This is a genomic window from Streptomyces musisoli (assembly GCF_016741855.1).
Lineage (GTDB): Bacteria > Actinomycetota > Actinomycetes > Streptomycetales > Streptomycetaceae > Streptomyces > Streptomyces musisoli.
The window spans coordinates 842,699-864,528 of record NZ_JAERRH010000002.1 but is presented as its reverse complement, the minus strand read 5'-3'; the positions used below and the strand labels follow the sequence as shown (position 1 = coordinate 864,528).

Annotated in this window: 18 protein-coding genes and 1 pseudogene; 4 read left to right on the top strand and 15 right to left on the bottom strand. The window is 71.3% G+C overall.

Annotated features, from left to right (window positions below):
* The first annotated feature begins 26 nt into the window (after positions 1-26).
* A pseudogene (locus JK361_RS41065) lies at positions 27-533 on the top strand (cupin domain-containing protein).
* 197 nt (positions 534-730) lie between these two features.
* Here the strand turns inward: JK361_RS41065 and JK361_RS07570 are convergent.
* The 15 genes from JK361_RS07570 to pdxR all read right to left on the bottom strand — a co-directional run bounded on the left by JK361_RS07570 (position 731) and on the right by pdxR (position 18,499).
* Positions 731-1,429, bottom strand: a complete 699-nt coding sequence (locus JK361_RS07570) for a pentapeptide repeat-containing protein (RefSeq protein ID WP_307787205.1) — start codon at positions 1,427-1,429, stop codon at positions 731-733.
* A gap of 457 nt (positions 1,430-1,886) precedes the next feature.
* Entirely contained in the window at positions 1,887-2,648 is a 762-nt protein-coding gene (locus JK361_RS07565) for an SAVMC3_10250 family protein (protein ID WP_201814860.1), read from the bottom strand.
* Positions 2,649-2,979: 331 nt separating this feature from the next.
* Positions 2,980-3,201: a helix-turn-helix domain-containing protein gene (locus JK361_RS07560; protein WP_201814859.1), complete on the bottom strand. Its 222-nt coding sequence runs from the start codon at positions 3,199-3,201 to the stop codon at positions 2,980-2,982.
* Complete coding sequence (locus JK361_RS07555) at positions 3,201-3,692, bottom strand: DUF2975 domain-containing protein (RefSeq protein ID WP_201814858.1); 492 nt, start codon at positions 3,690-3,692, stop codon at positions 3,201-3,203. Before JK361_RS07555 ends, JK361_RS07560 begins: the two co-directional genes overlap by 1 nt.
* A 253-nt stretch (positions 3,693-3,945) precedes the next feature.
* Complete coding sequence (locus JK361_RS07550) at positions 3,946-4,620, bottom strand: adenosylcobinamide amidohydrolase (RefSeq protein ID WP_307787204.1); 675 nt, start codon at positions 4,618-4,620, stop codon at positions 3,946-3,948.
* Between the two features lie 381 nt (positions 4,621-5,001).
* Positions 5,002-5,244, bottom strand: a complete 243-nt coding sequence (locus JK361_RS07545; protein WP_201814857.1) for a hypothetical protein — start codon at positions 5,242-5,244, stop codon at positions 5,002-5,004.
* 224 nt (positions 5,245-5,468) lie between these two features.
* The gene (locus tag JK361_RS42345) at positions 5,469-8,864 is read right to left on the bottom strand and encodes a CHAT domain-containing protein (RefSeq protein ID WP_201814856.1); all 3,396 of its coding nucleotides are present in this window, start codon (positions 8,862-8,864) and stop codon (positions 5,469-5,471) included.
* A gap of 112 nt (positions 8,865-8,976) precedes the next feature.
* Complete coding sequence (locus JK361_RS07535; RefSeq protein ID WP_201814855.1) at positions 8,977-9,291, bottom strand: hypothetical protein; 315 nt, start codon at positions 9,289-9,291, stop codon at positions 8,977-8,979.
* Positions 9,288-9,875 (bottom strand): RNA polymerase sigma factor, encoded by a 588-nt coding sequence (locus JK361_RS07530; protein WP_201814854.1) that lies wholly within the window; start codon positions 9,873-9,875, stop codon positions 9,288-9,290. The genes JK361_RS07535 and JK361_RS07530 overlap by 4 nt, the downstream gene beginning before the upstream one ends.
* A gap of 434 nt (positions 9,876-10,309) precedes the next feature.
* Complete coding sequence (locus JK361_RS07525) at positions 10,310-10,909, bottom strand: dihydrofolate reductase family protein (protein WP_201814853.1); 600 nt, start codon at positions 10,907-10,909, stop codon at positions 10,310-10,312.
* Entirely contained in the window at positions 10,906-11,838 is a 933-nt protein-coding gene (locus JK361_RS07520; protein WP_201814852.1) for a metalloregulator ArsR/SmtB family transcription factor, read from the bottom strand. Before JK361_RS07520 ends, JK361_RS07525 begins: the two co-directional genes overlap by 4 nt.
* A gap of 192 nt (positions 11,839-12,030) precedes the next feature.
* On the bottom strand, positions 12,031-12,372 hold the full coding sequence (locus JK361_RS07515) for a hypothetical protein (protein ID WP_307787203.1): 342 nt from the start codon (positions 12,370-12,372) through the stop codon (positions 12,031-12,033).
* A 4-nt stretch (positions 12,373-12,376) separates the two neighbouring features.
* Positions 12,377-15,490: an amidohydrolase family protein gene (locus tag JK361_RS07510; protein WP_201814851.1), complete on the bottom strand. Its 3,114-nt coding sequence runs from the start codon at positions 15,488-15,490 to the stop codon at positions 12,377-12,379.
* Between the two features lie 376 nt (positions 15,491-15,866).
* Positions 15,867-16,808: a DUF6924 domain-containing protein gene (locus tag JK361_RS07505; RefSeq protein WP_201814850.1), complete on the bottom strand. Its 942-nt coding sequence runs from the start codon at positions 16,806-16,808 to the stop codon at positions 15,867-15,869.
* A gap of 281 nt (positions 16,809-17,089) precedes the next feature.
* Complete coding sequence (gene pdxR / locus JK361_RS07500; RefSeq protein WP_201814849.1) at positions 17,090-18,499, bottom strand: MocR-like pyridoxine biosynthesis transcription factor PdxR; 1,410 nt, start codon at positions 18,497-18,499, stop codon at positions 17,090-17,092.
* Positions 18,500-18,545: 46 nt separating this feature from the next.
* Between pdxR and JK361_RS07495 the strand changes: the two genes are divergently transcribed.
* The 3 genes from JK361_RS07495 to JK361_RS07485 all read left to right on the top strand — a co-directional run bounded on the left by JK361_RS07495 (position 18,546) and on the right by JK361_RS07485 (position 21,726).
* Complete coding sequence (locus JK361_RS07495) at positions 18,546-19,817, top strand: MFS transporter (protein ID WP_307787202.1); 1,272 nt, start codon at positions 18,546-18,548, stop codon at positions 19,815-19,817.
* Positions 19,818-19,827: 10 nt separating this feature from the next.
* Entirely contained in the window at positions 19,828-20,301 is a 474-nt protein-coding gene (locus JK361_RS07490) for a hypothetical protein (RefSeq protein ID WP_236052528.1), read from the top strand.
* Between the two features lie 456 nt (positions 20,302-20,757).
* Positions 20,758-21,726: a LysR family transcriptional regulator gene (locus tag JK361_RS07485; RefSeq protein WP_307787201.1), complete on the top strand. Its 969-nt coding sequence runs from the start codon at positions 20,758-20,760 to the stop codon at positions 21,724-21,726.
* The last annotated feature ends 104 nt before the right edge of the window (positions 21,727-21,830 follow it).

The following is a 21,830-nucleotide window of genomic DNA, read 5'->3' as shown; positions in this document are numbered from 1 at the left end:
GGCTACGGCTACGGCTACGGCTAGGAATGCGAATACGGCACGGCTACCGCCACGGCCACCACCACAGCGCGCCCGCCCACTTCCACACCAAGGCCATCGAACTGTTCTTCGTGATCAGCGGCTCCCGCCAGGTGCTGGTCGGCGAGGGGATCACCGTCCTCAACGCCGGCGATTTCCTCGCCGTACCCCCGCACACACCGCACGCGTTCGCCGCGGCGCCCGGCTGCAAGGCCGACGTCCTGTTCACCTTCACGCCGGGCATGGCCCGTTTCGACTAGCTGCGCCTCATGGGCAGCGTGATGCGCGGCGAAGCCGACCCGAAGACGATCGCGGAGTCGTCAAGTGGAGCTCCGACGGATTCCCCTTCAACGTCCCGGCCCTGCAGCAGTGGGGCCAACGGGTCAGCAGTCTCCGTGAGATCACCCAAAGGGACATCGAGGACATACTCAGCAGCCGCACAGTCCAGCCCCGGACACTCCGCATCGACCGGCTGCTCAATGAGGCACACGAAACTGCCGACCCCGTGCACCTGATGCGCGTCTTCGGAATCTCAGACACGACCGCACTGAAGTACGTCAAAGCAGCCCACCCCCACCGATTCGGGCCAGAGCCCAGCCAAGCCTGATCGGCGTCCCCGCCTTGCATCGCTACAGCGGTACAAGTAACCGTCGCCACGTGACGGCTCTCATCCCGTGCTGGCACGAGCCGCTGGCCCGAACTGGGTGGTGCGCTACCGCCTCGCGTTGCGCAGGTCCGCACCGCGCAGGTCCGCGCCGGACAGGTCCGCGTCGCGCAGGTCCGCGGCAAACAGGATCGCGTCGCGCAGGTCCGCATCGGGCAGGTACGCCCCGGGCAGGTCCGCGCGGCGCAGGTCCGCCACGGACAGGTCCGCGACGGACAGATTCGCGACGGACAGATTCGCCTTGGACAGGTTCGCATCGGACAGGTCCGCGCCGGACAGGTCCGCGACGATCAGGTTCGCATCGGACAGGTCCGCGCCGTGCAAGTACGCGCCGGACAGGTCCGCGCCGGACAGGTTCGCGCCGTGCAGATCCACGCGGGCGGTGCCGTCGTGAACGGGATTCCGGCTTCCGAGTGCGGTGAGGGCCGCCTGGACGTCGCTGGTCGGCTTCCTTTTGAGGGCGTCTATGGCTTGCTTCGGCTTCTTGGCGTGGTTACGGATGTAGGTGGACAGGACGTTGACGATGGAGGGCTGGTCTCGGGGGGAGTCCCTCATGATGCGCTGCAGAGCGTAAATGCCGCCCAGACGCACCTCCGGAGGGTCCTCACCGATGTTGGTGACGGCGGCGTTGTAGCGGTCGGTAACCTGCCCCTCCCAGGTGAGGGCGTGTTCGTCGTCAACCTGCTGGATCGACAGCCAGGCGAAGACAAGCACGGCGAGGGTGCCCAGAGCGGCCAGAGTGCCCACGGCCTCCTGGATGCGCGTCCACCAGCCCACTGGTGTGATAACGGCCGGCTGCTGGGCAGCGGGAGATGTGGGGGCGGGGGTGCGGCGGCGTCGGCCTGGTGGACGCGAGCCGATCGGAGCGGCAACGCGATGGGACGCGGTGTGGGTGCGGCGGCGGGCAACGCGCTGCAGACGGGCAGCACGGCCGGAGCGGCGGGGCGGTATGGCGGCCATGAAGACGTTGATACGGGTGGCAGGCGGTCGATGCACCTACTGTTGCGAAGCTGTAGCAGTGGGTGAGCGAAAAGGAGGGGTGGCGCCCCCGAGAGTGCCGGTGCGGGACCTGAAGGCAATGCGTGCCGTACGTGCCTGAACGACCCGGAGATATCTGTCGGGCACGGACCACGAGAACTTCTTGCATCAGGCGTGTTGACGGAACGAAAATCGTGCGTTCGAGCGGCACGGTGCACACGGTGGGTCAGTTGAGTTGGGCGACGTAGACGGGGGTGCCCAGAACAACGTTCTTGCCCCTACGACGCATGGCCATCACCGGATCGTGATGTCCGGTCAGGGCTCCCATGAGCGAAGCAGGCGTGGCGAGGATCCCGGTGGTGGTGAAGCGCTTGGCGAGGAACTCCGCGACGAACACAGGGCCTTTGAGCTTGGCATTGACGGCGAGGACGGCCCGATGATGATGGTCGATGGCGGCCTGGGCAGTGCTCAGGCCATCTAGCTCGATTTCGGCGATCGTCTCCAGTGCAGAGGTCAACGCGGGCGCCGCCGAACCGCCGATGAACGCCGGGCCGATGCCGGTGTCAGACACCGAGCTTTGCGGAGGAGGCTGACCTGGCCCGACGTTGGTCGAGGAACTCAGCACATGGTGGATCGACCCGCTCAGACCTATGATCGAATGCTCGTTTTCCCCGCCGAAGTAAACGATTGCACCGTGGGGTTGAGGTAAAGGACTCCAGCGCATCGACATCACACCGCGGAAGTAGGTGCTCGGGGCTTCCAGGGTGCCGACCATGCCGGCCGATTCCAGGAAGTCTTCCACCGCAGCCAAACGGGACTCGCGGGTATCGGCTGGCTCTGCAAGGGAAGCCCCGAACAGTTTGAGATCGAACTTGACCTCCTTGAAAGCCTTGCGCAGACGCCGTCTGGGCATCTGGTTGAACATGCTCAAGACCTTGGAATCGGAGATGTAGAGGTAGGAGCGGGGCGGTCGGGACGTCGTGGCCATGGAAGCACCGTCCTGGGCTGAACGCGGACAAGCGGACCCAGCTACTGCGGGCCCGCCGAGGTTAATACCCACCGCTAGTTCGGAGAACGTGCTTGATGCCCACTTCTTATCCGAGATAAGTCCGCAACCCGTCGGCTACTTCGCCAGCGGGCGCCAAGTCCCCTCCGGTTCCTCGCGATTCCACCCCAAGATCCGCGAACCCGTCGGCTGAGGAGCGGTACGACAACCACTACGTCGACAGCGCTGTCTGGCGCGCCGCACTCGCCGCGTCGCGAGCAGACGGCCGGACCGAGGGCCGCCGATGCCGTGCCCCGGCACACCCAGGGGCACGTCATACGCCCGCGGCGTCCTCGGCCTCCCAGCGCAGCAGGTCGCCCGGCTGGCACTTGAGCACCTCGCAGAGCGCGGCGAGCGTCGCGAAGCGCACCGCCTTGGCACGGCCGTTCTTGAGTACCGCCAGGTTGGCGGGCGTGATCCCCACGCGCTCCGCGAGCTCGCCCACGGACATCTTCCGCCTGGCCAGCATCACGTCGATGTCGACGACGATGGGCATCAGATCACCTCGTCCAACTCGGCCTGCATCTGCGACGCTTCGACGTCGCGCGCGACCGCCTGGGCGAGCAGCATCCGCAACACGAGCACGATGAGCGCGACCCCCAGGATGGCCACGCCGACCCCGCCCATGATGACGGTGACGCCCGGGTCGTCCCGCTGGCCCGGCGCGTTGACGGCCGTGACCGTGAACCACAGGAGGGCGGCCGCCACGATCGCGCCGATCACCCCGTCCACGTACCGGAAGGCGGCGTGGGAGAACACGGTGCCGCGTCGCACCATCGTCACCAGCCGCCATACGCAGACCAGGGCGACCTGGACCGACATCATGCCCAGGACCGTGATCACGCGCAGCGGGGTCAGTGGGATCGAGCCGTCCTCCGGGTCGCTCCCGGTGGCCAACGCCCACACCATCCCTGCCTGTACGAACACCGTGCCTGCGAGCACCACCACGAGCACGGCGCGCAGCGCACGCACTGTCAGCTTTCCCATGACCCAACTTTCCATCGAGATGCGATGGAAAGCTATCGATTTTCGATAGATGAAGCAAGGGCTGGTGCAGCGAGTGGGCGGCGCTTTCACACCGTGGCGGGACGCCGCCCCCTCCCGTGGCACAGCGTCCGCGCGAACCGTCCTGACCTCGCCGGAGCCGATCCCGCTCGAGTGCAAGTGGGACGCTCAAGCGCCCGCCTGACCTCCGCCGGGCACGGGCCGGCTCTGCCGCTCTCGGGCACGCGACGCCAGGTCAGGGCGTGGCCGCTGTGCGTACGGAAGAGTGCACGGCCCGGGCCAGTCGGGCGCCCCACAGGGAGCGGGGTCCGGCGAACGCCTGGATCTCCTCGCCGGGGCGGGGGATGCGCGCGGCGATGCAGACGGCGTCGGTGGGCGTGCCGGAGCAGTCGTAGCCCTCGTCAAGGAGGGCTTGCACCTTGGCTTCCGTGGCCGTGGCGACCGCGTTGACCAGTGCCGCGTCGGTCAGCGCCACCGGGAGCGCGGCGATGATATTGATCGTGCCGGGCGCTGCCTGCGCGGTGGTGCCCCTTGCCGGGGAGGCGGCCCAACCGCGTACGCCGAGCCCCGCGGTGGCGACCGCTTCGACGCCGCCGTCCTGCGCGCGGCCGTGCGCCTGTACGTCGGCCGCGGTCATCAGGCCGACTCCCGGTCCGTGTGCGCCGGCGTCGTGGGCGAGGCCGGCGAGGTGGCGTGCGGGGTCGGTGCGGCGGTAGCCGTGGGAGACCTGGGCGTTGAGGACCCAGGCCCGCTCTCCGATACCGCCGCCCAGGACGGCGCTGCTGATCATCCGCCAGCCGGCACCCGCCCGCCACAGCAGGGCGTGCAGTTGCTCGCCGTCCTCGACACGGGTCACGAGCTGGAGCGGCAGCGCGCCGGTCGTGGTGCGGGGCGGCGGGATCACGGTCACAGGGCGGGACTCCTCAAGGGTCGGGGGGAACCCGGTGATCGTACGCAGGGCCGCCGAGGCGGAACGCACCGGACCGAGGTGCATCGACATGAGTGATGCGGTCGGGCACTGTGCCGCCCCGCTCGACGCGTCCGCTGATGCGCTGTCCGACGTCCTCGACCTGATCCACCTGTGTGGCGAGGCGCTGACGGTCGTCTACGCGGCCGGCGCTTGCCCGCGGTCAAGGTCACGAAGAACCCGGCCAACCGGTGCCGGGCCGTGCCGATCACGGAGGGGAGATCTCACCCGGGACTGAACCATGCCGCCGCCCGGCATCCGTCGCGGAGGATCAGCGGTCGAAGCGCCCCCGGTCGTACGGATGTCGCTGGAGGCGAACAGGCATCACGCTGCCTCGCCGGGCGGGAGCTTGATGGTGACTCGCCGGCCGTCGGGCAGAACTTCGGTGATCTCGCTGCCGGGAGGCAGAGAACCGACAGTAGTCATCAGCAGCGCACTCTGTGCCTCCGCGCGCCGGATCTCCATCTCGATGCGGCGCTTGTGCGACCGCGCGGTCAGCCAGACATATCCGAACCGGAACGCCGACGCCGCCACGCCGCAGCCCGCGGTGACCGTCACCGGGTCCATGGTGCCTCCCCATCTCCGCCTCACCGTCGCCAGCGCCGCCTGAGCGCTGTGTCACTTCCTTAAGGCGCGGGCCCCCTCCCGCATTACAGGGAATTCGGATGTGCCGGGCCGATCCGGCGAGAGCGGGGAAGGGGGCAGCCGAGGAGCAGGGCTGCGGCCGCCGCGAAGTCGTCCTGCGAAGCCGGAAGTCGCGCCGTCGGGCTCGTCTCGTCTGCCGCGGTTGCTCACACACCGATGTGGACGAAGGGAGCCCACAGCCCCGGCGCCCCCGGGCGCTGCTGCCGCAGCCGCCGGATCGTCGCGTGCAGCGCGAGCGCGGTCTGTCCGGGGTGCGGAGGCCGGCTGCCCCCGGTGGTCAGGTGCTCGTACAAGGTTGTCGCAGCCCGGGCGGCGGCTTCGTCTTCGACCGCCCACAGGGTGCCGACGACATGGGCGGCGCCGGCTGCGAGGAATGAAGAGGCCAGGTGTACCGCTTCGTCGGACGGTCTGACGCCGACCGTGGCGGTACTGCATGCGGACAGGACCACCAGCTGCGTCCTATCGAGCCGGCGGCTGATCAGGTCGCGTACCGACAAGGGCCCGTCCGAAAGCATCAAGCGGTTCGCCGAGGAGTCCCGCCAGTCCGTCACACCGTGGCAGGCGAAGTGGAGCACGGGATACCGGTCGAGCTCGGCGAGCACCCTGTCGCGGCGCGCCTCGAGCCCCACCAGCAGTGTGGCCTGCGGCATCATCAGGGACACGGCGTCCGCCTCCCGACGGACATGGGGCAGCGGAGGTGCTCCCGGCGACTCGGGCACCGCCACGACGAGCGCGCCGGTGTGCTGCGCGGCCGGCCCGGGTGCATCGGCGTGTGTACGGCGGCGGTTCACGGCGAGGGCCTGGAGAGTCGGGGTGTAGGAGGAGATCGCCCGGTCCAGGACCGAGTCATTGCCGTTCCGGTGCAGGCCTGCTGCGTGCAGCGGCAGGCAGGCGAGCGGCCCGATCGGACACCACCACACCCGGGGCCAGGGGTCGCTCTCGGCCGGTGGGCCGGTGATGTCCAGGGCTCGCAGGACCGGCGCGGCCACCACATCCCACAACCAGGCGAGCGTGTACATGATCTGTGACGGCGCCCGGTGCATCTCCGCCGCTGTCTGCGGCATGGTCTCGGTGAGGAAGCTGTTGACGTGTGTGGTCACCGCGTTCGGTGTGAGGCCCGGCAAGGAGACGACGCGGGGGTGGGCGCGGGGCTCGGGGTTCAGGATGATCGCGTCACTGCGGTGGTCGGTGACATTCACGACGACGACCGGGCCGTCACTGATCGCGTGTTGCAGTTCGGCGAGCGCGGGTGGACACAGGAATCGGCTGAAGCCCGGCAGCGCACGGATCTGCGTGATCGTCTCTTCCAACCGGATGCCGTGGGAGTGCCTCGTGTCCGCGTCGACTTCGGGCAGCATCAGGGCGTTTCGCAGTCGCTGGAACCGCGTGTGCAGGACACGGTCGTGTGCTGCCAGCTCCCGCATCTCCCGGTGTGCTGTGAGTGCTTCGGCGAGCAGGATGCCCCGAGCCTGCTCGAGCAGCTCGAGCGCGCGCTCGGGGCAGCCCGCATCGAGCGCGGCGGCGGCGGCTTCGGAGCCGAGCCCGGCATACCACCCGAGCCTGTGCTCGCGGTCGTTCCGGGCTACCGAGGGCGGAGCGATGCGCGGCAGGAGTTCCACCGCCAGCTCGAAGCCTTTGAGGGCTTCGGCGGTGTCGTCGTCCTGGCGTGCCGCTTCCGCGTAGGCCCAGGCAGCACGCAGCCGCACCAGCGGGGAGGCCGCGGGGGGTGCGGCGGCGGCCCACAGCGCCTGGCGGCCCTCGGCGGCATCGTACGGATCCCGGGTGTGCTCGTGCCGCAGTCGCAGGGCGTTGCCGAGGTTGGCGAGCGGCACGGTGCGGCTGGGATGACCGATCGCACAGGCCGCGACGGCTGCTCGCAGCAGTGCGACGGTTTCGTCGAGGTCGGCGGCGGCACCGGTGGACTCGTATCGTGCGCGCAGGACGGCGCCGAGGTTGCCGAGATGGACCGGCAGGCTCGGATGTCCGTGAGGTGTCGCCTCGACGGCCGCCCGGCTCACCGCGACCGCCTCCGCGAGTGCCGAAACGTCCCCGGTCAGGTCGTGGTGGTTGCGCAAGGCGTTGCCGAGGTTGCTCAGCAGGGCTGGGCGCTTGGCGTGACCGGCCGGCAGCCGGGCGACGGCTGTACGCAGCAGGCTGATCGCACGATCGAGATCCGCGTAGTCGCCTTCGCTGAGGAAGCGTGCGCGCAGCATCGCGGCAAGATTGCTCATCAGGCCGGCTCGGGAGCCGTGGCCGTCCGGCGTCGACTCGACCGCCTCCTGGGCGTAGGTGATCGCTTCCTCGAGGGCCTCCATGTCACCGGCGTCCTGGTGCAGCAACCACAACACAGCGCCGGCCTCGGCGGCCGCGGTCGGACGAAACGAATCGTCGGCGGGAAGAGCGGCCAGACACCAGCGCCACAGATGCACCGCCTCGCTCAGATCCACCCTGTCCCCGTCCCGGCGCCAGCGTTCCACCAGCCCACCGGCAAGGACACCGACCACGCGGGCCCGGCCGGCACTGTCCCGGCGAGACAGCTCGTTGAAGGCCCGGTGGGCAGCGAGAATCGCTTCTTGGAGGGCGGCCGGGTCCGACGTACGCCTGTACTGGACGAGGAGGGCCTCGCTGAGGGCCTGCAACCGCAACCGGAACTCAGGCTCCCCCGGCGGCGTGTGTGCGACCGCCTCACGCAGGAAGCGCAGTGCCTCGGGCACCAGACGCTCATGTCCGGTGCGGTCGAAAACGGTGGAAAAGACGGTTCCGAGATACGCGGCGATATCGGCGCCGGCCTCCTGCGGAGCCAGCTCCACTGCCCGGTGCGCGGCTCGTACGGACTCCTCCAGCCCTCCCGGTTCACGGTCCTCGACGAAACGGACGAGCAGCGCGGCCGACAGGGCCGAGAAGGCGGCCGCGCCATGGTCCGCCGTCTGCGCGCAGCGCGTCTCGGCCCGCATCGTCTCGATGCAGGAAGCCAGAACCCCCTCATCACCGGCGTCCTGGTGCAAGGCCATCAGCGCTCCGGCCAGGCGGAGCACGATCTCGGGGCGCTCAGGTGACTCCTCTGGAGTGGCGTCGAGCCCGGCGGCCAGCAGTTGGACGGCCGTGCGCAGGTCGGCAGCGTCGCCGGTGCTCTCGTACCGGGCGAGGTAGGGCTGGGCCATGCCGTTCCAGCCGCCCGGTCCCTCCTCGGCGACGTCGCCCGCGGTGTCGACCAGCGGCAGCAGGGGGTCGGGAACCGTGAGGGGATCATGGCGGTGGATTCGCGCGAAGAGCTCGACGGCCGCCACACGGTCCTCGTCTTCTTGGACCTCTTCGGTAGCGCCTCCTCGAAGGCAGTAGCGGTGCCAGTGCACCAGGGCCGCGACAAGCAACGCCTCCAGCACGGCAGGGCCCGTGGCCTCGTCATCGCCCTCGGCCGGGAGCGCTGCCACGAGGAGACGGGCTTCACGGACCGCCTGGTCGTTCAAGAGCAAGGCCGCGTCGCCGTGTTCGGCCAGGGCGTCGAGCCGGGAGCGTAACGCGGCCAGCAAAGTGTCGATCACCGGGGCTCCACCGGGGTGACGGCAGGGGCCTCGCCCCATGCCTCAGGGGTGGTGTACGACCGAGCATCATCGGTCGGACGCCACCCCCGGGCTCTCGCTCGCACTTCAGGGGTCAATCGCTGCTGGTCCGTTCCACCGCGGGGCATCCGGTTTCATCGATGTGGCGGGGCGCTGCGGGAGCGTTGCGGTCATTCCTCCTGCGGGGGCCTTCGGCGATCTCCTCCCAGGCCAGTGCGCCGATGAAGTCGTGTCGCGCCGCGCGGCGTTCGGCCATGCCGCGTGCGGCCTCGTCGATGAGTTCGTCCTCGCTCATCGCCGACACGTCGCGGACTTCCTTCCTGCGGGCGGCCTCCGCCTTGATCCCGGCGAGCCAGGCGTCGGCGGTGTCGGCCCCCGCGGTGATCGAGCCGTCGTTGCCGTGCTTCATGACTGTCCCTCCCGGGGGTCTTCGAGATGCGCCGCCAATGCCTTGCGTGCCCGGAACAGACGGGTGCGCACGGTCCTGGCCGGGATGCCGAGGAGCGGAGCGATGTCCTGCGGTTCCAGACCGGACATGGACAGCGCGAGGACCTCCTGGTGCGCGTGGCTCAGACATAAGAACGCCCGTACGAGATCGACGCGCGCGATGACCCCCGCCGCTTCGGCCCCGCCGTCGCTGACGGGCCATGGCAGCGCGGCCTCCACTTCGCGCGCGCGTTTTCGGGCGCGCAGCCACTTCAGCGCGAGTCGCCAGGCCACCATCTTGACGTACGCGAGGGGGTTGTCCATCCGCGACACCCGATCCCAGCGTTCGTAGGCGATCACGAACGCCTCCTGGGTGATGTCCTGTGCCTGCGTGGGATCCTCGCGCAGCAGGGCGCTGATCGCGCGCCGTGTCTTCTCGAAGTTCTCGCGGACGAAGAAGGTCTCCACGTCCGGGCAAGCGGTCGTCGGGCACACGGTGGTGGGCGCGGGGACCCGGGGCGCGGCCGGGATGACGGCGGTGCGTGGTCCGGGCCCCGGGGACGTCACCTGGTCCTCGTCGAGTGCTTCGGTGGGCCTGCCCCGCTGATACAGCGTGGACGGGACGGGGGAGAGCTCGGCCAGAGCCGGACCGCGAAACCGCAACGCTGCGCCTGCATCGGCAGCGGGCTCACAGCCGGTCCCGGTTCCGGTCCCGGGATCGAGCCCGGTATCCCGCTCCTGTTGCGGCTCGACACTCCTGCAGGCAGGCGGCGGTTCGGCCGGGGGCAGGACCGGCTCACTGGATGAGGTCACGGGTACGTCCTTCCCCCACGGCGGGTGTCTGGCCGGCGCGGGCGAGGTTCCAGCAGCGACCGGGCACAAGGGTCATACCCGAACAAGGGCCGGCGACGGCCCCGCGTTCCCCTCGGGAGCGGACTTTCTCGCTCTTCGCCTCGACGCCGGGTACTCCATCGATGGCCGCCGGGGGTTGGGCGTCGGGCTCAGCGGACTCGGTCGTAGACGAGGGCCAGCGTTCCGTGATCGCCGGCGGCCTGGCTGACGAGCGCCCACTGCCCTGTGGGCAGGCCGTCGTCGAAGAGGCGCGGACCGCCGCCGAGGAAGACCGGGAAGATCGTGAGCGCCAGCCGGTCGACCTCGTCGGCGACCAGCAATGCCTTGATGACGCTCGCGCTGGAGAGTACGAGGATGTCGCCGCCCTCGGTCGCCCTGAGGTCAGCGACCGCCTGGACGGCCGGCTCGTCGACGATCGTCGTCCGCTCCCAGGGCGCCTCGCCGAGGGTGGAGGAGAGGACCACCTTGTCGGTGTCGACGAGCCACTTCGCGAAGCCCTCGTCCCGCTTGTCGGCACCCTCCATACCGATGACGGTGGGCCAGAAACCCAGGAACCCCTCGGCATTGACCCGCCCGAGCAGGGCCGTCGTCGCCGGTTGCCAGAGGCTGGTCAGGTGGTCACGGGCGACGTCGGTGACGGCGTACGGCATCACCCAGCCCATGTCCAGAGGATCGCGCCCGGCGTAGCGGCCGTCGAGGGAGAGGGCCATGTTGGTGACGACTCGGCGGCCATTGGTCTGCTTGGTCACTTCATGCTCCTGGTGTCGGGGACGGCGTCGGCGGTGTCGTGCGAGTCTGCGGTGTCCGTGGTGTCGGCGGTGTCGGCGGTGTCGTGCGAGTCTGCGGTGTCGATGGTGTCGTGCGAGTCTGCGGCGAGGATCGCCGCGAGCTTGTCGAGGCTCTGGCCGAAGCCGATCTCGATGCCTGCGATGAAGTCCGCGGCGTCTGCAGTGCTGTCGGTGATCCGCCAGTGGACGTCGAGGTCCGTTCCGGTTCCGGTGGGCCGCAGGGCGAGGCCGACGTGGGCGGTGAAGGCCGGGCCGCCGTCGGGAAGCAGAGGGGAAAGGCGGTAGGCGAGCCGCTCATGGGGGCGGACCTCGTCGACGACTCCCTCCGCGCGCCCGGCGACGGCGTCGGAGCCGTCGGCGTCCTGGGCATCGCGGTACTCCTGAAGGATCCGTCCTCCCGGCCGCGCCTCGAAGACGAGCTCGGAGACGTGGAGATCGTCAGGCGTCCACCATCGGGCGAGCAGCGAGGCCTCGGTCAGATGGCGCCAGACTAGTTCGGGGCGCCCCGCCAGCGGCCTGAGGAACGTGAACGAGCGGCCGTCGGCCCACCCCGGCTCCGTTGCCGCGAGCCGTTCCGCGCGGAGGCTGAGCCCATAGCGGTCGTAGGTCGCGTGCGAGCCGTCAGCCTGGTCGGCGGTGTCGGCGAGCCGGATGAGCGCAGCCGCCAACTCTCGTAGGGCAGCTGGCCTGAGCGCGTAGATGCGGCGCTGACCGGTGCGTCGGGAGACGACGGCGCCGGCACGCTCCAGGGTCTGGAGGTGCTTGGTCGTCTGCGGCTGACGCGCCTCGGCGAGTTGGGCGAGAACACCGACCGAGCGGGGCCGCTCGGCCAGCAGCTCGACGAGCCGCCGGCGGGCCGGGTCCGCCAGTGCGGTGAGGAGTGCGTCCATGGGATGGATTATTCCTCGCCGCGAATATTCGTGTCAAGGAATTTGTCGCCACGCTCCAGCCCCGCCGGATCGGCCAGGCGGGTCCCCCGGCCGGGAAGTCGGACGGACGGGGGCCGCGGCGCGTGTGGCCGGTGCGTCAGCCTGCCCGTGCGCCTCGGCCGCTCGATGTCGCGGGGCCATCGGGGTCGACCGTCACGGGCCTTCGGACGGACGCCGGACCGTGCGCCGGCGTGGGGCCTCGTCGTCGGGGACGTCCGGGGAGGGGAAGTGGAACGGCAGCCCGAGGTGGTGGGCCAGTGCTCGCCCCGCCTCGTCGGCGGCGCTGCCCGGTGCCGGCCCGCCACGGCGGTGACAGACGGTCGCCAAGTGCCCGTGACCGGAGGGCTCCTCCAGGACCGCGACCAGAATCACGAACCAGTCGTGGACGGTGTCGCCGTCCCAGTAGGCCTCGATCGCGGCCACGCGGCCCGGGAGGGCGGCGGCGCGGGCCGCGAGTGAGGGCACGTCGAGCGGGTCGGGCTGCCGGTACCGCACCCGGTCACCGAGGAACTCGTAGCGCGCGTCGACGACTTGCTCGGCTGGATCCCCCGGTCTGCACCAGGTGCGCGGTTTCCAGGGCGTGCACCAGGTCGGTCTGCTGGTGGGCGGTGCCGGCGCGGAGGACCAGTGGGGTGCGCACGAGACGGCTGAAGTCGGTGAAGGGATCGCCGTCGACGACGGTGAGGTCGGCGATCTTTCCGGGCTGGACGGTGCCGAGGTCGTTCTCGACGCGGAAGAGTCGTGCGGGGGCGGCGGTGGCGCACAGCAGCGCTCGGGCGGGTGAGAAGCCGTGGGCGTGCAGGGCGCGCAGGGCCAGGTGGAGGGAGAGGCCGGCCGGGACCAGGGGTGCGTCGGTGCCCAGGGCGAGCAGGGCGCCGTGGGTCGCGAGGTTGCGGTAGTCGGCCATCTCGGTGGCTAGGGCCTGCCGTTCGTGGCCGGTCGGCGGCCTGTGGGCGCGTTCGCGCACGGCGGCGGTGTCCCAGGGCGGCATGAGGGTGAGTACGCGTGGGTCGTCGGCGAGGGCCGGGTCGTCGCCGAGCAGGAACTGCGCGGTGAACGGGGTCATGATCATGGCGAAGCCGCCGTCGGCGTACTGCTGGACGAGGTCGTCGTGGATGTGGCCCTTGGGCGTGGTGGCGTGGCCGTAGGGCAGGCGCTGCGTCGCCTGGAGGTGGGTGGTGAGGTCCTGTCCGGCCGCCCGGCCGGGCGAGCACAGGTGGCTGCCGCTCGGGACCCCGAGCATGCGGGCGGCGTCGGCTGCCTGGGCCATGACCTCGCCGGAGGCACGGACGTAGGTCTTGACGAAGTCGACCTTCAGAGCGGTGGCCCGCTCCAGGGTGCGCCGCACGCCGGCGGTGGTGCGGTGAGCGCGGCCCATGGAGTAGGCCGTGCGGGCGCCGTCGATCAGTTCGGCGCAGGCCAGCAGTCGTGGGCCGAGGCTGTGTCCGGAGGCGAGGGACTCGCGCAGCCGGACCGCCTCGTACAGGGGAGCGCCGAGGCAGGCTGTGGTGGTGATGCCGTAGGCGAGCGCGGTGAGGCTGTGCCGGGCGCCGTAGGTGGCGCTGTAGGGGTGGGTGTGGGCGTCGAACAGGCCGGGCAGCACGGTGTGTTGCGATGCGTCGACGGTCCGGTGCCCGGGCCGGCGCGGACGGTGGGGTTCGACGGCGGCGATCCGGCCGCCGTCGATGAGGATGTCGACGTCGTCGCGCGGAGCGGTGCCGGTGGCGTCCCACAACTGGCCCGCGTGGACGCGGAGTCGCTCCTGGTTGCGGGCCGGGCGGCGGCTGATCGGTACGGAGAGTGTGCGGGGGCCGGACAGGGCGGCGGCTGGGTCGAGGAGACGGAGCCGGCCCGAGGACAGGTAGAGCAGGGTGTTCTTCTCGCGTGCCCAGGTGGGGTGGTCGGCCGGTTCGTCGGCGAGCCTGCGGGCGGGACCGGTCGGGGTGCCGTCGCCGGCGACGGGCAGCAGCCACAGCGTCGACTCGGCGACCAGGGCCATCCAGCGGCCGTCGGGCGACCAGGCGGGCCCGGCGGCGGCGCGGTCGGACAGGGACTGGTGAGCGGCGGGCAGATGGCGTTTCTCGGTGCCGGTGCGGGTGTCGAGGACACGGATGAGGTGATAGCCCTCCCGGAAGCGGCGGTTGAGCCGGTTGCGGTCGCAGAAGGCAACGTACCGGCCGTCGGGTGACCATGTCGGAGCGCCCGGCGGTCCGTCGGTGGCCAGTGGCCGGGCCAGCACCCGCTCGTCGCCGCCGGGCAGGTCACGCACCAGCAGATTGCCGTTGACGTCCTGGCAGGCGAGGCGCGAGCCGTCCGGGGACAGCGCCGGATTCAGCCGGCCGGGGCCGGTGACCGGCTCGTCGTGTCCGCTGTCGAGGTGGACTCGGCGTACGGCCGTCAGACCGTCCCGGTCGGTGCAGTACAGCACGCTCCGCCCGTCCGGCGCCCAGGCGGGCATCTGCACATGGTGGACGGCGGAGGCCTGCACCGACTTGCGGGGCATGCCGTCGACCGGCATCAGCCACAGGGCGTTCAGCGCCACGAACGCCACACTGTTCCCGTCGGGCGACAGGGCCGGCCCGTGGATGCCGCGCACGGGTTCGGCAGCCTCCGCGAGGGGCGGTCTGGTACGGCGGCGAGGCCGTGGGACCGGCATGCGGGCGGTGAAGGGGACGTCCCGCGCCGCGCCGGGCGCGTCGAGCGTGCGGACGCGGATGCGGCCGTCGGCCACGTAGAGGAGCCGGTCGTCCCCGAGCCAGCACGGGGGTGCCGCGGCCGGGTCCTCGTCCTCGGTGACGACCCGGCCGTCGACCATGAGTGCCACCTGGGCGGCCGGCAGGGACGGGGAAGCCGTGGTGCCGGACAGGTGCAGGTGGGCGATACGGCCCGAAGGTGACACGGACGGGCACAGCAGCCGGCCCTCCCGCTCCGTGCGGATCACCTGCTCACGGCCGCCCGCGACGGGCACGCGGACCAGTGTCAGGCCGCCGTCGCTGCCGCCCTCGGCCGTGTGGGCGGCGCGGACACACACCACCGACCGCCCGTCCGGCCACCAGACGGGGTCGAAGTCCTCGTGATTCCCGCCGGTGAGCCGAACGGGGTGCCCGCCGTCCGCGTCCACGGTCCACAGCCCGAACGGTGCCCCGGTCACCGCGTCGCCCCCGCGCTCGGAGGAGAAGACGAGGCGGGTGCCGTCGGGCGACCAGGCCACGCCTCGGTCGTCCCACGGCCCGTCGGTGATCCTGCGCAGCCCGCTGCCGTCGGTCCGCAGCGTCCACAGATGGAACCCGCCGCCCCGGTAGCCGCCCACCGCGAGCCGCCTGCGGTCGGGCGACAGGACTGGACGGGTTGCCTCCAGCTCCCAGTCCGTGATCCGGACCGCCGCGCCGCCCCCGGGCGGCACGCGCCACAGGACGCCCTGCACTTCGGCGATCAGCACGGATCCGTCCGGCGAAGCGGTCACCGACCCGCCGGTCGATTCCCGGTAGTGCAGCATCTGCTGCCCGGCGGCGGTGGACGCCGCCGCGACCGAGGGCACTGCCGGGGTCGCTGCGGCCAGTCCGGCCACGGACGCCCGCAGGAGGTCACGGCGGCTGAGAGGGACGTAGGTCATCGTCGCGGTCTCCTCACCCCGGGCAGTCGGCGGGTCCATGGTGTCGAGGGCCGGGACCGGAAGCCGGACGACGCGCCCGCAGCACTGCCACGTTCGCGTCGGTGCGCCGCCCCGGACGAGGCGAAGCAGGGCTTCGGATGACGGCCTCGTACCCCCTCGTCCCCGCCTCGCTCCCTGACAACACGGTTTTCCCATGGCCGTACTTGGGCGGGTCCGCGTGTCGCCGGGCGCGTTCGCCGTGGTCGTGACGTGTTGGTCCAGCCAGGCGAGCGAGTCCCCCGTGAACGGCTCGTGCGCGTACAGGGCGAGCGGTCCTGCCGTCAGGAAAGTGCGACGCGCGGCCTCGTAGGCGGGACCGACCGGAGCGATCCGTTGATCAGCCGTTCCACCACGGCCTGACGCCTTCCACGGCGACGAACTCGTGGAAGTCCATGTTGCCGATCTCCAGGTTGCACACCATCGATCCGACCTCGCGGCACGGGAGGACCGTGGACTGCCCCGGGGTGTCGTACAGGTCGACGACGGTCAGCGGCCGGCCGGGCTCGGCGAAGGTCCTGGCGTCGGCGAGCACGACCAGCGTGGTGTGCTCCTCGGGCGGGACCAACGCCGGTACGTGGCCCGGCCCCAGGCCCGCGAAGGCCGGGTCGTCGACGACCAGCGCCTCCAACGGGTAGTGCTCGACGTCGATCTCGTCGGGGTCCAGACCGGTTCCGACCCAGCCGTCCTCGTCCACCCCGCCCACTTCCTCCAGCAGGGCAAGCCAGGCCTGCTCGTCGTCGAAGGAGGTACGCACCAGCAGGGCCGAGGCCGTGGAGGGCAGCGCCGGGAAGGGCCGGTGCGGTGGCACGGTCGGGGTGCGGAGGGCGGGCCGGCCGCCGTCCCCCTGGTACATGCCGTACTTGTCCGTGTCACGCACCAGGTCGTCGAAGGCGAGCGCGCCGCCCAGCAGAGCGGTCAGGATCTCGCCGAGCCGGTCCGACGGGACCCGGACGCCGCGCCCGGGTATCGCCGTCAGGTCGATCAGCAGCGGCCCGTCCCCGCCGTAGACCACGGAGACGTCCGCCAGGACGGCCACCGGCGTGCCGGGGCCGCCGTCCGGGACGAGCGCCGGTACGTTACCGCCGCGCAGGTGGTCCCAGCCGCGGTCTTCGACCGGCCGGAGCCGCACGCCGCTGCCGCCGAGGACGAGCACGTCGCCCTCCCTGCGGCTCCCGATCTGGTCGGGCAGCCCGCCCCACAGCGCCTTGCCATCCTCGTAGCACGTGCAGACCAACAGCACTTCACCAGGCGCGGGCTGGGGCAGCTCGGGAAAGGACATGACGCTCCTTCGAAGGACCGGTGCGGCGATCTCGGCACCAGTCAACCAGCCCGGCTGCCGAGCGCTTCGCGGCGCCTCGGCCGGCAACCGGGGCCCCTGGTCGGCTGGTTGTCCATGAGCACGGGGCACCGGCCGGACGCCAGGGCGCACGAGCGCGGGGGCACCGGCCGGATGCCAGGGCATGTGCACGCGCACGGGGGCGCCGGCCGGGTGCTAGGGCGCACGAGCACGGAGGCGCCGGCCAGGCGTCAGGGCGCGAGCGCGGGGGCGCCGGCCGGACGCTAGGGCCGGCCGGTGAGCAGGGGGCCGATGGCCGCGATGCCTTCGACGATGGCTCGCTCGCCGACGTTGCCGAAGCCGAGGACGAGTTGTGCGGGGGTGGTGGCGTCGGAGGCGCGGCAGGTGCTCATGCCGTAGATGCCTACGGACCGTTCCCGGGCGGTGGTGACGACCTGGAGTTCGTCGACGCCCGGCGGCAGGTGGGTCACCGCGTGGAAGCCGGCCGCGAGGCCGGTGACCGGCAGCCCGGGTGCGTGTTCGGCGAGTGCCGCGAGCAGGGCGGTACGGCGGGTGGCGTAGGCGGCGCGCATGCGGCGCAGGTGGCGGTCGAAACGTCCGGTCTCGATCATTCGGGCCAGGGCGATCTGGTCGAGCGTGGGCGTGCCGCGGTCACTGCGGTTCTTGTGCTCGGCGAGCGCTTCGGTCAGGTGGGGCGGGCAGATCATCCAGCCGATCCGCAGGGCGGGGGCGAGGGATTTGCTGACGGTGCCGAGGGAGAGGACCCGGTCGGGTGCCAGGCCCTGGAGCGCGCCGACGGGTTCGCGGTCGTAGCGGAACTCGGCGTCGTAGTCGTCCTCGATGATGAACGCGTCCCGGTTCCTGGCCCATTCGATGAGAGCCAGCCGCCGTTCCGGGGCGAGGGCGACGCCGGTCGGCCACTGATGGGCGGGGGTGACGACGACGGCGCGGGCGTCTGTCGCAGCCAGTGCGTGTACGTCGATGCCGTGCTCGTCGACGGGCACGGCAACCGTGTGCAGGCCCGCGGCAGCGGCGGTCCCACGGACGGTGGCGGGTGAGCCGGGATCCTCGAAAGCCACCGTTCGCACTCCGCTGCCCGCGAGGACGTGGAGGGCGAGGCCGAGGCCCTGGGCGTAACCGTTGCAGACCACGATGTCTTCCGGGTCGGTCGTCGCGGCACGGACCCGGCCCAGATATCCGGCGAGGACCTCGCGCAGGGTCCGGCTGCCGCGCGGGTCGCCGTAGTCGAACATGGCGCTCGGCATGGCGCGTGCCGCCTCGCGCGTGGCCCGGAGCCAGTCCTGGACGGGGAATGCGGCCAAGTCCGGTACGCCCCAACGGAAGTCGGCCACGAGGCGGGAAGCGGTGTGGCGCCGCTGCGTCGCCGCGGGCGGTGCGGCGGCGCCGGCCGCCACGCGGGTGGCGGAGCCCGGACGTGTCACCAGGTAGCCCTCGGCCTGGAGTTGGGCGTAACACTCCTGCACCAGCCCGCGTGAGATGCCGAGCGTGCGGGCGAGTTCCCGGGAGGACGGCAGCCTCTCACCGACCCGCACGCGCCCGGTGCGGATCGCGTCCCGCAGCCCGTGCTCCACCTGAGCGCGCAGCGGCAGGCCGCTGCCTCGGTCGACGACCAGCAGCAGCTCGGGCGGGCAACTGGACCACTCCGGCGGCATGGAAGTGGAGCTTACCGCGGTCCGGTCGGCCGCCTAGCGTCGTCCCGTGACCGAAACCCCCGACACGAAGTCCCGGACGCCTGCGACACGTCCACCGCTGCTGACCAGGCCGTTGCTGCTGCGTTTCGTCTCCATACTGGGCACCTCGACCAGTTTCTTCCTGCTGTTGTCGGTCGTCCCCCGGTACGCCACGACCGGCGGCGGGGGCGGCGGAACGGCCGGCGGCGCGGCCGGGCTCGCCACCGGCGCGCTGATGCTGACGACGGTGGTGGGCGAACTCGCGACGCCCGCCCTGGTCGGCCGCTACGGCTACCGCGCGGTGCTGGCCGTCGGCCTGGTCCTGCTGGGCGCACCGGCGCTGGCACTGACGGCCTCCCGGGACCTGTGGTGGATCGTGGGGGTCTGCCTGGTGCGCGGACTGGGGTTCGCGTTCACCGTGGTCGCCGGTGGCGCGCTGACCGCGTCCCTCATCCCGGCCGAACGGCGTGGGGAAGGTCTGGCCCTGGTAGGCCTCGTCGGCGGGCTGCCCTCGCTGGTGGCGCTGCCGCTCGGTGTGTGGCTCGCCTCACACGCGGGATACGGGGTGGTCTTCACGGCGGGGGCGGTCGCCGCGCTCGGTGCGATCCTGGCGGTGCCCGGCCTGCCCGACCGGATCAAGGCTTCGGGGCGCCCCGTCGGCATGGCGGAAGGACTGCGCACACGCGAACTCCGGTGCCCTGCCGTGCTCTTCGCCGTGACGGCCGTCGCGGCCGGGATCGTCGTCACCTTCCTGCCTCTCGCCGTTCCCGGCTCGGCGACGAACACGGTCGCCGTGGCCTTGCTCGTCCAGCCCGCGGCGACCACGCTCGCCCGCTGGGTCGCCGGCCGGCACGGAGACCGGCACGGCCCAGGCGGCCTGGTACTGCCCGGGCTGCTGCTGTCGGCCGTCGGCACGCTGCTGATGGCCTTCACCGGCAGCGCGGTGGCCGTCATTGTCGCGGTCGGGGTGTTCGGAGTGGGCTTCGGCGTCGTGCAGAACGCCACCCTGACGCTGATGTACGAGCGAGTCCACGCGGCCGGCTACGGCACCGTCAGCGCGCTGTGGAACTTCGCGTACGACGCCGGTATGGGCATCGGTGCCGTCGCGTTCGGCTGGCTCGCGGCGGGGACCGGCTACCCCTGGGCCTTCGCACTGACCGGCGCGGCGATGCTGACCTCCGTGGTACCGGCCTGGCGCGGCCCGGGCCCGAAGGCCGTCCCGGGTGGTCCTCCGCCGGGCGACCGGGCCGCCGCATCGGGAGCCGAACCTGCCGACGCCGACAGCAAGATCGGTCACTAGAGTCACGCGCATGACGGAACCAGTGATTCAGGCGATCGAGGCGACCGGGACGACCTGGGAGGACCCGTCCGAGGACCAACTCCACGACCTGCTGGCCGACATGAGCCTCACATGGCGGTTCGTGATCGTGAAGCGGCTCGATCTGGAACCCGCCGACCAGCACTACATGCAGGTGTATCTCAACGACGACCTGAGCTACCAGGTGGAATACCGCGAGGGAGGGCCGGACCGGCACTTCCAGGCGTGGGTGCCCCGCGATCACGGGGTCTTCGCAGTGGAACCCGTCGCCGAGGTGCTTCAGGCCTGGGCCTTCGGGCGGCCCGGCTGGCGCGAGGCTCTTTCCTGGGTCCCTTGGTCACCCACGGAACGATGCGCCCGCCATCACCCCGCACAGCCACGCGTCGACGGCAGCGCTGGAGCCACTGTTGCCGAAGGGCAGGAAGTCCGGCCGCCCACCGGCATGGGCCCGGCGACAGCTGATTGACGGGTATACGGCCCCGGATCCGCGCCGGTGTCCCCCACGTCCTGGTGTTCCGGCGAGGGTGGTGCCACGTCGTCGGTCGCCGCCGTGACGACTACGTTCTCGGTTGACGCGATGACCACGTTCTCGGTCGGCGGGGCGGCGACGTCCTCGGTCGGTGTGGGGGCGACGTTCGCGATCGGTGTGGGGGCGGCGGTCTGGTTCAGGGGCCAGGTCGGTCGGAACCTGAGGATCTCGGCGGTGGCGGCGCCGCTGGTGACGAACGGGTCTGAGGCGACGGCGGCCTCGATCGCCGAGCGTTCGCCCTCCGCCAGGACCAATCCGCCCGTACGGGGCTCCAGAGGGCCCGCGAAACGTGCCATCCCCTTGGCGAACACTCCGTGCGGGTTGGAGTAGTGGGCGTCCTTGAGCGCGTCGATGGTTTCCAGCGGCGCGCGGTACCTGAACACAATCACGAACATGCCTTCAGCCAACGGCAAGCGGGGCCGGGAGCGCCAAGACCGGTTCATGACCGATGCCATAGGCTGGTGCCTATGGCCGCAGATGGGATTGGGTGAACCGGGCATGGACGAGATCCCGGGCGTGGAGCTGCGCCACCTGCGGTACTTCGCCGCGGTCGCCGAGGCCGGCACCGTCACCGAGGCGGCCAGGCGCCTGCGCATCGCCCAGCCGAGCCTCAGTCAGCAGATCCGGCTGTTGGAGCGGCGCATCGGCACAACGCTGTTCCGTCGCCTGCCGCAGGGCATGGAACTCACCGAGGGAGGTCGTCTGCTGCTCGAGGGCGCCAACCGGGCTTTGGCGGAGCTGAGTTCGTCCGTCGCGGCAGCACGGGCCGCGGTTCCGGTGGCGACCGTCGGGGTGTGCCGAGGGGTGGCGGAGTCCGTCCTGGCCCATGCGGAGCGCATCATCACGCGTGGCGGCCGGCACAGGATCTCCTACCAACAGGTCGACTCGCGGCGCCAGGGCGATCTGCTTCGGGACGGCACGCTGGCCTTCGGCATCCTGCGTGCGCCCGTGGACACCGCGGGCCTGGAGCTGCGCACGATCAACGACGAGCCTCTGGGCGTGGTGCTGCACAGTCGGCACCCGCTCGCCCACCGGCCCCGGCTGACCTGGTCCGACCTGACGGGACAGCGGTTGCTGTGGTTTCCGTCGGAACGTGCCCCCGGCTACGCGGCGGCGGTCCTCGCACACGTGCGTGAACGGGGCTGGACCGCGGAGACGATCACGGAGGACCACGGCAGCCACACCCTCTTCCGTCACCGGCTCATCGGGCAGGACGATCTGGTGGCGCTGCGCACGTCCAGCGGCTCGCAAGGTGACGCGGAGCTGCTCTGGCGCCCGGTCGGGCCGGAGCCCCCGTACGAACATCTGCTCCTGGTGACGTCAGCCCGCTCTTCCTGGGGCCCGTACCTGAGAAACAGCTGACGGCCACCCCCGAGACTGCCCAGGGTCGCCGGGTCGACGTGGTTTTGGTGGCCAGCCGGTGCGTCCAGGGCCGCGCAGGCGTCGAAGCCGGCACGAGCGGGTGG